Origin of the sequence: Sulfitobacter albidus, from assembly GCF_018200035.1 — a bacterium.
Taxonomy (GTDB): domain Bacteria; phylum Pseudomonadota; class Alphaproteobacteria; order Rhodobacterales; family Rhodobacteraceae; genus Sulfitobacter; species Sulfitobacter albidus.
Genome location: NZ_CP073583.1, coordinates 36,086 through 46,805, shown reverse-complemented (window position 1 = coordinate 46,805; position 10,720 = coordinate 36,086). Strand labels below are relative to the sequence as shown.

The window sequence follows — 10,720 nt, the reverse complement described above, 5'->3', positions numbered from 1 at the left end:
AAACGGTCGTCGAATGAGGCAGACAGGATGGATGGCCAGCGCAGCCGCATCGATTTTCTCGTGGGCGAGCATGCCCGGACTTTGTCCGAGCGTCTACAGGCGCATCGCGCGCAGCTGTTTCCGCCCGACGCAAAGCGCGTGTTGCGCAAGTTCACCTCCGGTGAGGTCGCCGACCTTCTGGGCGTAAAAGACGCCTACCTGCGCAAACTTCACCTCGACGGGCGCGGCCCCTCCCCCGAGGTGCGCGCGGGCGGACGGCGCTATTATTCGCCCGCCGACATTCAGTCCCTCCGGGTCATGCTGGAAAAAGGCGCAAAACAGCCCGGCACCTACCTGCCCGGCCGCCACGACGGGGATCATTTGCAGGTCATCACCGTGATCAACTTCAAGGGTGGATCGGGCAAGACCACGACCGCCGCGCATCTGGCGCAAAAAATGGCACTGGATGGTTACCGGGTGTTGGCCATCGACCTCGATCCGCAGGCCAGCCTGTCGGCGTTGCACGGGTTTCAGCCGGAGTTCGACCTGCTCGACGGCGGCACGCTCTACGACGCGATCCGCTACGACGATCCGGTGCCGCTGTCGGACGTGATCCAGAAGACCTATTTCACCAATCTCGACATCATCCCCGGCAACCTCGACCTGATGGAATTCGAACACGACACGCCCCGCGCCCTGCTGGAGCGTGAGGAGGGGCTGTTTTTCACCCGCGTCGGTGACGCGCTTGCCAGTGTCGAGGGCGAGTATGACGCCGTCGTGATCGACTGCCCGCCGACGCTTGGGTACTCGACCATGTCCGCCCTCTCGGCGGCCACCGCGGTGCTGGTGACGGTGCATCCGCAAATGCTCGACGTGATGTCGATGTGCCAGTTCCTGCTGATGGTGTCGAACCTGCTGGGCGTCGTGGCCGACGCAGGGGGCGATATGTCCTACGACTGGCTGCGCTATGTCGTGACAAGATACGAGCCGGGTGACGGGCCACAAAACCAGATGGTGGGCTTCATGCGCAACATGTTCGGGGATCATGTGCTGAACCACACGGTGCTGAAATCCACCGCAATCTCGGACGCGGGCATCACCAAACAAACGCTCTACGAGGTCGAGAAAGGGCAATTCACCCGCGCCACCTACGAGCGCGCGATGGAAAGTCTGAACGCCGTGAACGGCGAGATCGAAGGGTTGATCCAGGCAGCATGGGGGCGCAGCAATGGCACGTAAGGACCTGATGAAAGGGCTGATGAGCGACACTCCCAAGGCCGAGCCCCCTGCCCGTGTGGACGCCGCAAAACCGCGCTATTCCAAGGGCGCCATCGGCGCCGTGAGCCGCTCCATCGAAGATCTCAAACGCCGCTCGATTGTCGAAGTTGATCCAAGCATGGTCGATGGTGCCGGGCTCAAGGACCGGCTCGATCCGGTTGACCCGGAACTCGACGCGCTCAAGAAATCAATCGAGATCTACGGCCAGCAAGTGCCGGTGCTGCTGCGTCCCAATCCCAACGATCCCGAACGGTACGAGGTCGTCTATGGCCGTCGCCGGGTGGCAGCCCTCAAGGCGTTGCGCCTGCCGGTCAAGGCGATGGTGCGCGTGCTGGACGACCGCGCGCTCGTGCTGGCGCAGGGCCAGGAAAATACCGCCCGCAAGGATCTGACATTCATCGAAAAGGCGAATTTCGCGCGCCAGATGCGCGATGCGGGATACGACCGCAAGATCATGGGCGACGCGCTGTCGATGGACAAGACGCTGATCAGCCGAATGCTGGCCGTCGCCGACAAGGTCCCGCTGGCGCTGATCGAGGCGATTGGATCGGCCCCAGGGATCGGGCGCGACCGTTGGCTGGCCCTGGCCGAGCGGATCGGCAAACGCGATCTTACGGAGGCCGCAACGGGCGCCAGCTCGGACGCACGGTTCAACGCGGTGATGGCCGCGCTCAAGGCGCCCCGCCCTGCCCCGCCAAAACCGCAAACCGTTGCAGACGCGGAGGGCACACCACTGGCGCAGATCAAGCAGACCGGCACGCGCACCACGCTGAGCCTGGATGCCAAGAATACCGCAGGTTTCGATCAATGGCTGATCGATCATCTGCCCGAAATTCACCGACGCTGGAAGAACGAGCGCGGCGAATGACCCAGAGCAGCAACAAGGAGGCACGACCAGACAAGCGATAAAGAAAAAGCCCCCCGGAAAGTGATCCCGAGAGGCCTTTGGTTCGTGTCTAGCAACTCTGAATCTAAGGCGCTTTGTTGACAGCTGTCAACAGCCGCATGTCCTGCGGGCCAAAAAACTTGTCTTTGTGAAAATCTATGGACGTAAATGCAACGACGCCCTTCGGGCAGCGGCCGGTGACGGCTGGCCTGATGCACCGTGCAATGGCCGCACAACAACCAACCAGCGTCACAGGGATCGACAAATGGTCCCTCCTGCGAGACCTCACCACTGCGCGGAAGGATTTTGCAGTATCTGACCGGGATCTTGTGGTGCTGAACGCGCTGCTGTCGTGTCACCCCAAAACGGAGCTATCCGATGGCGACTCCCTGATCGTCTTTCCGTCGAACAGGACTTTGTCGGACCGCGCCCACGGCATGGCGGAGAGCACACTGCGCCGCCACCTCGCGGCCCTCACAACCGCCGGACTGATTCAACGGCGCGACAGTCCGAACGGAAAGCGCTACGCAGCGCGCGGGATCGGGGGTGATGTGATCCACGCCTACGGCTTCGATCTGCGCCCACTTCTTGTGCACGCTCAGGACATCATCACCGCCGCCGAAACGGCACGCGCAATTGCCGCAGAATTGCGCCACCTCCGCGCGGAAATCACCGTCCTGCGGCGTGATGCGATCAAGCTGTGCGACTATGCCCGGAGCGAAGGTGTTCCCGGCGATTGGTCCTCGATTCAAACCTCCCTCGACGGGCTGCAAAAACAAATGCGCCGCAAGCTCTGCATCGCTCCCCTGACCCGGATCAAAAGGGCTCTGCAACAGGATTTAGAGACGATCTGTGCCGCCTTGGAAACACCAATTTCGAGCGCCAGTGACAGCCAAAATGAGCGGCACCACCTGAATTCAAATAAAGATCTATCTGATTTGAAAGAGCCAGAATCCCAGAACGATCCCGAGAAGGTCGTACAACCGAAACTACCCTTGCGCCTCATACTCAATGCCTGCCCGGATATTGCGCCCTACGCACGGGATGAAATCCGCCATTGGCATGGTCTGATCGCCGCCGCAAGCCATGTGAGGGGCATGATGGGGATCACCAAAGATGCTTGGGAAGAGGCCGTGCGCGTGATGGGTGCAATGAGCGCAGCAACAACCGTAACCGCAATCCTTCAACGTGTCAGTGAGATCAAAAGCCCGGGCGGATACTTGCGTGCTCTGACGCGCAAAGCAGCCCGCGGGGCATTCTCTCCCGGACCGATGATCATGGCGCTGTTGTCAGACAGAAAGGTGCCAAGTTGACAGCTGTCAACGGGGTGTCACCTGTCCACCGCGTGACCGCCCGCCAGATAGCCCAACACCACCGCCGCGAGCAAACCGTTGCCCGAGAGATAGCCGCTGTCACCGCTCCCCGATACGCCGCAAGCGGCGCCCCCGGCGGCATAGAGGTTCGCAAAGGCGCCGCCCTGCATCCGCAAGACACGCCCACTCTCGGGCGCAATCTCAAGCCCCCCTGCGTGTGGAACAGCGCGCCGGTCACTTTCACCGCATGAAACGATGCCCGCAGCGGTTTGCTTGCCCAATGACGACCAAAGGCGTCAGGACCCTCCACCGGCAGGGAATCCGTGATCGTTTCGAGAGCGGACGGCGGCAGGTCACAGGCCTCCGAAAGGTCATGCAGTGTATCGGCCCGCAGGATAGCCCCCTGCGCTTCGGCGTCCTTGAAATCCTCAAACTGGCGGGCGACCTCGGCAATGCGGGCGTCAAAAATGCTCCAGGCGATGCCACCGGGTTGAGCCAGCACATTGCGCGCGGCCTCGGAATATCCCTGTGCCTCGTTCCAGAAACGTTGCCCCTCGGCGTTGACCTGAAAACCGCCTTCGCCAATCACGGCCCAGGTGATCAGGATACCGTGAGGATGAGCCACGTTTCCGTGTCCCTGATAGGCACCAAGGTGGCGCTGTTTCGCCCCCAGCGCATCGCCCCACAGAACCGCTTCGCCCCGATTGCCGTCGTGGCCAAACCACACGGCATCCGCGATGTCGGGCATGTGATCGGCCACCAGCGCGCGGTTGCCGCCAAAGCCATTGCAGGCGAGGATTATACGATCCGCGCGGATTGTCTCTTGGCTTCCATCGGGCAGGGTAACGGTTACCCCATCGACGCGGTCTTCCTGCGCGTGCAGGGTGGTTGCGCGGCGATCGCAGATCAGGGGTATCTCCAATGCTTCGACGCGCGCGCGCAGGGCATCGACCAATTCGCGCCCCGCGCGGGAGGGCAGGCCATGCATACGTCGGCGGCTGTGTCCCGGATAGTCAAAATCATGCACAACCGAAAACGGCAGACCGTGGGTCTGCGCCAACCACTCGATCACCCCGCCCGCGTGGGTCGCAAGCGAATCGACAAGGGCCGGATCGTTTTCGTCCTTGGCCTTTGCCTGAATGTCCGCGGCAAAGAGGGCAGGGGTGTCGTCAATCCCGGCCTCACGCTGAAAGTGGGTGCCGGCCGCTGGGATCAGCCCGGCGCTGAGCGCGGTAGAGCCGGAGGGTACCGGATCGGCCTCGATCACCAACACCTCCTGACCGCGCTCAGCGGCGGCCAGCGCCGCGACCATGCCGCAGGCACCGGCGCCGATGATCAGCGTCTCGACCTCCAGATCGTAGGCGGGCAGGGGGGCTGCGACCTCAGGCGTCGTCATAGCGACCTCCGAGGGCGAGCATATCGCGGGTGCCGATCACATCGTTCAGGCTGTCGAAATCATGCATCCGATCCTTGAACGCGCGGTTCGATCCGGTGGCGTGCAGGCTGGCGTAATAGTCCTGCGCGGTCTTGGCCAAGGCGCGGACGATCCCACCCGGGAAGATAGCAATGCTGAAGCCGAGGGCTTCGAGATCGGACGTCTCGGAAATCGGGGTCGCACCCCCTTCGACCATATTGGCGAGCAAAGGCACGCGGGTGCCGAAAGTCTGCGGGATGCGGCTGAGCTCATCGCGGTCGCGGGGGGCTTCGATGAACAGCACATCGGCGCCCGCGTTCACATAGGCGCCCGCGCGGTCAACGGCGGCGTCGAACCCTTCGACGGCAATGGCATCGGTGCGCGCGATCACGAGGGTGTCGTGGCGGCGCGCGTCCACCATGGCCTTGATCTTTCCGACCATTTCATTGCATGAAATCAGTGACTTATCGGATAAATGCCCGCAACGTTTGGGATATGTCTGATCCTCGACCTGCAAGGCGGCAGCGCCCGCGCGTTCATAGTTTTGCATCGTGCGCCGGGCGTTGAGCGCGTTTCCAAATCCGGTATCGGCATCCATGATGACGGGCAGGGGGGTGCGATCGGCGATCAGGGCCATGGTATCGGCCATTTCCGATGCGGTGCTGAGCCCGATGTCGGGCCGCCCAAGGCGCGTATAGGCAACGGCAGCGCCCGACAGATACAGCGCCTCGAACCCGGCATCGGTGGCAATGGCGGCCGTCAGCCCATCGTAGACGCCGGGGGCGGTGAGGATTGCGCTGTCTTGCAGGCGGGTGCGCAGGCTCATGATGCCTCTCCGATCCGGGCAATCATCTCGCCGCAGGTGAGTGCTTCGGTCACGGTGCCGAGCGATGTGAGCGTCGCCTCGTGCACCGACATGTCAAACGCGGCACATCCGTCGGTGAGCGTGTAGGTGTGGATATTGCGCAGATGCGCGTCGCGCAGGGTCGAGGCGACGCCGCCGTTGGTGACGATGCCGCCGACGATCAGCGTATCGATCTCCATCGCGCGCAGGATGTATTCGAGCCGGGTCTGGTAGAAGGCGGAATAGGCGACTTTCTCCACTGTGAAATCGGCCGGGGCGAGGCGGTCAACGAGGCTGTGACCGAACCCGCCGGGGGCAAAGTCGCCCTTGGTCAAAAACGGGCGCAGCTTGGCCAGATGCGGGGCGATCAGTGGCGCGCCGCCCCGTCCCGGCACCAACGTGAACTGCGCCGAAATATAGACGCCACCGGCGGCCACCAGCGCATCGCGCACGGGCGCGATGCGGTCGGGCAGGGCGGTGATTGCCTCCGCCGTCTGGCCCGCGCGGCCGTAGGCGCCGTCGGGGTGCAGAAAATCGTTTTGCAGATCAATCGTCAGCAGGGCGGTGCGGTCGGGGGTCATGGTGCTTTCCTCTCGATGAGGGTGTTGCCGTAGCTGTCGATGCGGCCCACAAGATCCGGTTCGATCAGGACGGTTGTGTCTGGCTGCTCAAGGATCGCGGGGCCGGGGATTTCGGCGCCCACGGGCAGCTCAAGCCTGCGGTAGATCTGGGTCTCATGCCAGCTGCCGTCGAAGTGCACCTGCCGCGTGCCTTTCAGCGCCCCTTCGACGGAGCCACCTTCGGGCGCGAGGGTCGCCAGATCAAAGCGTGGGCGTTTGCCGGTCACGGCAGAGCGCAGGTTGATCACCCGGCGTGCGCCATTTGGCAAAAGCCGCCCGTAGGTTTCGCGGTAAGTCGTATCAAAGGCCGCGCCGATCTGTTCCTCGGTCGGGGCCTGTACGATGCCTGCGTCCACGGTGACGGGTAGAGGGACGCTGACTGTATGGGTCTGACCCGCGTAGGCCATATCGAGGGTAAAGGCCGTCTCGCGTGCCTCGAACGTGGTGCGGGCGGCGTCGAGGGTGGCAAGGCCGCTGTCCACGTGGCGCTGCATATGTTCGGTCAGGGCGGTGGTGTCGAGGCCGCCCAACATGGCGTTGACCGTCTGCACAAAATCCTGCCGCATGTCGGCGATGACGCAGCCCATGGCGGAGGTCACACCGGGGTAGCGGGGCACGATGGCGCGGGCCAGCCCGACCTCTGCCAGCATGGCGCCGGAATGCAGCGCGCCGCCGCCGCCGAAGGGCATGAAGGCAAAGCGTTTGGGATCAAACCCCCGCTCGATCGAAACAAGGCGCAGCGCGCCGGCCATGCGGCTGTTGGCGACGCGCAGGATGGCTTCGGCGGCGGCGAGCGCGTCTAGGCCCAGCGGATCGCCCACGTGTTTGAGGATCGCGGCTTTGGCGGCCTCCACGTCGAGGCGCTCAAGCTTGCCGCCGATGGGGTTTTCCGGGTCGATCCGGCCAAGAACCACGTTCGCGTCTGTCACCGTGGGCCGTGTGTTACCCTGCCCGTAGGCGACGGGGCCGGGCGTGGAGCCCGCGCTTTCCGGTCCGATATTGAGCAGACCACCCTTGTCGACCCAGGCGATGGAGCCGCCGCCGGCGCCGATGGTCGTGATCTCGATCATCGGGGAGCGTACGACCATGCCGAAATCAATCGAGGTCTGCGGCGACAGCATGGAGTGTCCGTCCGCGATCAGGGAGACGTCGAAGGAGGTGCCACCCATGTCGCCGGTGATGATGTCGGGGAAACCCGCCGCTTGCGCGATGTAGCCCGCGGCGATCACCCCGGCAGCCGGGCCGCTGAGCGCGGTGCGCACGGGCAGTTTCGCCGCCGTGTCCACATCCATCACGCCGCCGTTGGACTGCACGATCATGAACTCGCCCTGAAAGCCATCGCCCTTCAAAGCAGTCTCTAGACGCCCCAGATAGCCGGATACTTCGGGTTGCAGATAGGCGTTGAGCGCGGTGGTGGAAAAGCGTTCGAATTCGCGGATTTCCGGCAGGATTTCCGAGGAGCAGGAGACATGCTCATTGGGCCACATCGCGCGCACGGCCTCCACCGCCTTCGCCTCGTTTTCGGGGTTGGCGTAGGCGTTGGCAAACAGGATCGCCACGGCCAGACAGCCATCGTCAATGAGCTGCTGCGCGGCGGTGGTGACGGCGTCAATGTCCACGGGCGTGCGGATGCTGCCATCGGCCAGCGTCCGCTCAGACACTTCGAGCCGCAGCGCGCGGTCGACCACGGGCGTGAAATCCCCGCGCAGGCCCCAGGTGCGGGGCCGGTCGCGGCGGCGCATTTCCAGCACGTCGCGCAGCCCTTGGGTGGTGATGACACCGATGCGGGCACCCTTACGCTCCAACAGCGCGTTCGTGCCAGCGGTTGTGCCGTGCACGACGACCGACACAGACGACAGATCGTCCACTTTCGACCCTATCCCGGCCAGAAACCCCGCCGACTGGTCGGGCCGGGAGGTCGGCACCTTGGCCACTTCGGCCACGCCCTTTGCCTCATCCAGCACAAAGATATCCGTGAAGGTTCCGCCTACGTCGACGCCGATCATCTTGCTCATTGTGCTGCCTCCTGCCACGCCGGGCCGTAGTCCTCGTCTGCCTTGTCAGGGCTTAGAAATCCCGCGGCGACGTCCCGTGCCACCGCTTCGGGCGCGCGGTCAGACGCCGGGCCGTAGCCGCCGCCGCCGGGGGTGTCGAGCCGCACGGATTGCCCTTGTTCGAGCCTGATACCCACCATTTTCGACGCCATGGGCGGGTGGTGCCAGCCATCAGATTGCTCATACGAAAAGACATTGAGCGCGCCCGCGCCACCGCCCTGTGCGCCCATGGGGGCGTAGCGTCCCCGCTCGCCGAACAGGAACGCCTTGGCGCCGTTCCCTTCCAGCACTTCGATCTCGTAGGTGGCGCCCATGCCGCCGCGATGCTTGCCTGCACCCGCGCTGTCGGGGCGCAGGGACCATTGTTTGAACATCACCGGATAGGCGGCCTCAAGAATCTCCATCGGGGGATCGTGGCCGTGGAAATCGGCGCGTTCCCGTGGTTCAGCCCGTCGCTTTCCACCGATCCGCCGTGGCCGCCGCCGTAAAAGCTGAACATGACCCAGGGGCTGCCGTTCTCGCGCGTGCCCGAGATCGAGAGCGCGTTGATCGTGCCGTAGGCGTTTGCGACGACGCGTTCGGGGCGGCATGCGATGCCGCGGCAAAGATCACGTCGATCATGCGCAAAATCGTCTCTGTATAGCCGCCGACGGGCGCGGGGAAGGGCGCCGAGAGCAGCGAGCCGTCGGGGATTTTCACGTCAATCGGGCGCATCACACCCGCGTTGGCGGGCAGCGCGGGAAAGATATGCTTGATCGCGACATAGGCGGTGGCGACGGCGGTGGGCAGGGCGATGTTGACCGGCCCCGCGCAGCGCGGCGCGGTGCCCGCAAAATCCAGCGTCATGCGGTCGCCCTTGATCTCAAGGGCCACACGGATCGGCAGCGGCTCGTCCGTGATGCCGTCGTTGTCGAGGAAATCCTCCGCCTCCCAGCGGCCATCGGGCAGATCCGTCAGCTCGGCGCGCATCAGCGCTTCGGCGCGGTCCTGCAGGGCGTCGAGGCCCGCGTGCACGGTGTCGGCGCCGTAGTCGGCGAGCAGCTCGTCCATGCGTTTGACGCCCAGATCCAGCGCGCCAAGCTGGCCGTTCAGATCGCCTTGGGCCGATTGTGGCAGGCGGGTGTTGCGCATCAGGATATCGACGATGTCGGTCTGCGTCTCGCCACCTTTGACCAGCCGCACGGGGGGCAGCACGAACGCCTCTTGGAAGGCATCCGTGGCCGCCGGGTTGTAGTTGCCGGGCACCGCGCCGCCCACGTCGTGCCAATGGCCGACGCTCGCGAGGTAGCAAAACAGCTTTCCGTCGTGAAAGTAGGGTCTGACAAGGCGCATATCGCTTAGATGCGTGCCGCCCAGATGCGCGTCATTGAAGATATAGACGTCGCCATCGGCAAGATCGCCGTTTTCCGCCGCCTTGTCGATGACCGCCTTTACGGCAAAGCTCATCACGCCGACAAAGATCGGCAGACCGGATTTGCCCTGCACCAGCGTATCGCCCGACGTCGCATGGTAAAGCCCGTGCGAGGCGTCATGTGCTTCAGCGATGATCGGATTGAACGCCGCACGGAAAAGCGTCGCGTCCATCTCGTCGGCGATCTGCTCCATGCGGCCCGCCAGGACGGCGAGGGTTACGGGATCGATGTCGGCGCTCATTTGGTATCCTTCATTTCTGCGATGTCGTTCCAGACGTCCTGTTTGGTGATCAGCCCGCCCGTGACCTCGAACCGGTCGATGAAACGGATGCCGTCAAAGGCGGTGCCGTTGGGCCATTCGCCGGACAATGTGCCACGGCAATAGACGATGGCCGCGTCGCCCTGCGATTGCAGCGCGTCAAATCCTTCGTAGGTTTTGGTGACGAATCGGTAGCGATCCTTGGCCCAGTCGATCAGGTCTTCGAGGCGGTGCAGCGGACCGGTGCCGGGGAACTCCATCACAAACCCCGCGCCGAGCATCTCGCGGGCGCGGTCAATCTCGCGCGCCTCCATTGCGGCGAGAAACGCGCGCACGGCCTGAGTCGGATCGGGCAGGGCCGGGGCAGGGGTCCGGTGTTGACGCCCGCGCATGTATCCTGCCGCAGCGACCTCGTGGATCAGGACGGTGACAGCATCGGGTGGGGCAGGCACAACCAGTCGCACCGCGTCGGTGAGGACCGCGCAAAGACGGGATTTGTCATCGTCGGTATAGCCGTCGATAACGTGTAGCTCGATCACGGGCATTGGATCTCCCTTTCCAAACCGGTACTATCTATAGTACAGCTTAGCGTATAAGCATAGGATCAATTTTGTATTCGGAAAGAGATAGATTTCTTGCAATCTTGTTTTTCTGCGCTACC

At 63.7% G+C, this 10,720-nt stretch carries 7 protein-coding genes and 2 pseudogenes; 3 read left to right on the top strand and 6 right to left on the bottom strand.

From position 1 onward, the window contains the following. Window positions 1–27: 27 nt before the first annotated feature. The 3 genes from repA to repC all read left to right on the top strand — a co-directional run bounded on the left by repA (window position 28) and on the right by repC (window position 3,456). Entirely contained in the window at window positions 28–1,218 is a 1,191-nt protein-coding gene (gene repA, locus KDD17_RS17935) for a plasmid partitioning protein RepA (RefSeq protein ID WP_212706508.1), read from the top strand. Further along, window positions 1,208–2,125, top strand: coding sequence for a plasmid partitioning protein RepB (repB, locus tag KDD17_RS17930; protein WP_212706449.1), 918 nt, complete (start codon window positions 1,208–1,210; stop codon window positions 2,123–2,125). The genes repA and repB overlap by 11 nt, the downstream gene beginning before the upstream one ends. 176 nt (window positions 2,126–2,301) lie before the next feature. Continuing rightward, window positions 2,302–3,456 carry a plasmid replication protein RepC gene (gene repC / locus KDD17_RS17925; RefSeq protein WP_212706500.1) on the top strand — a complete coding sequence of 385 codons (1,155 nt, stop codon included), beginning with the start codon at window positions 2,302–2,304 and terminating at the stop codon, window positions 3,454–3,456. Between the two features lie 17 nt (window positions 3,457–3,473). Here the strand turns inward: repC and KDD17_RS17920 are convergent. The 6 genes and pseudogenes from KDD17_RS17920 to KDD17_RS17895 all read right to left on the bottom strand — a co-directional run bounded on the left by KDD17_RS17920 (window position 3,474) and on the right by KDD17_RS17895 (window position 10,604). After that, window positions 3,474–4,852, bottom strand: a pseudogene (locus tag KDD17_RS17920) (FAD-dependent oxidoreductase). Then, on the bottom strand, window positions 4,839–5,696 hold the full coding sequence (locus KDD17_RS17915) for an isocitrate lyase/PEP mutase family protein (RefSeq protein WP_212706499.1): 858 nt from the start codon (window positions 5,694–5,696) through the stop codon (window positions 4,839–4,841). Before KDD17_RS17915 ends, KDD17_RS17920 begins: the two are co-directional and overlap by 14 nt. After that, entirely contained in the window at window positions 5,693–6,295 is a 603-nt protein-coding gene (locus tag KDD17_RS17910; protein WP_212706498.1) for a cysteine hydrolase family protein, read from the bottom strand. Before KDD17_RS17910 ends, KDD17_RS17915 begins: the two co-directional genes overlap by 4 nt. Beyond that, window positions 6,292–8,349, bottom strand: a complete 2,058-nt coding sequence (locus KDD17_RS17905; RefSeq protein ID WP_212706497.1) for a hydantoinase/oxoprolinase family protein — start codon at window positions 8,347–8,349, stop codon at window positions 6,292–6,294. Before KDD17_RS17905 ends, KDD17_RS17910 begins: the two co-directional genes overlap by 4 nt. Continuing rightward, window positions 8,346–10,041, bottom strand: a pseudogene (locus KDD17_RS17900) (hydantoinase B/oxoprolinase family protein). The gene KDD17_RS17905 and the pseudogene KDD17_RS17900 overlap by 4 nt, the downstream one beginning before the upstream one ends. Further along, window positions 10,038–10,604 (bottom strand): nuclear transport factor 2 family protein, encoded by a 567-nt coding sequence (locus KDD17_RS17895; RefSeq protein WP_212706496.1) that lies wholly within the window; start codon window positions 10,602–10,604, stop codon window positions 10,038–10,040. The pseudogene KDD17_RS17900 and the gene KDD17_RS17895 overlap by 4 nt, the downstream one beginning before the upstream one ends. Window positions 10,605–10,720: the final 116 nt, after the last annotated feature.

Coding starts and splice junctions, on each gene's coding strand:
- repA (WP_212706508.1), top strand. CDS start 28: ATGGATGGCCAGCGCAGCCGCATCGATTTTCTCGTGGGCGAGCATGCC.
- KDD17_RS17905 (WP_212706497.1), bottom strand. CDS start 8,349: ATGAGCAAGATGATCGGCGTCGACGTAGGCGGAACCTTCACGGATATC.
- repB (WP_212706449.1), top strand. CDS start 1,208: ATGGCACGTAAGGACCTGATGAAAGGGCTGATGAGCGACACTCCCAAG.
- KDD17_RS17915 (WP_212706499.1), bottom strand. CDS start 5,696: ATGAGCCTGCGCACCCGCCTGCAAGACAGCGCAATCCTCACCGCCCCC.
- KDD17_RS17895 (WP_212706496.1), bottom strand. CDS start 10,604: ATGCCCGTGATCGAGCTACACGTTATCGACGGCTATACCGACGATGAC.
- KDD17_RS17910 (WP_212706498.1), bottom strand. CDS start 6,295: ATGACCCCCGACCGCACCGCCCTGCTGACGATTGATCTGCAAAACGAT.
- repC (WP_212706500.1), top strand. CDS start 2,302: ATGGACGTAAATGCAACGACGCCCTTCGGGCAGCGGCCGGTGACGGCT.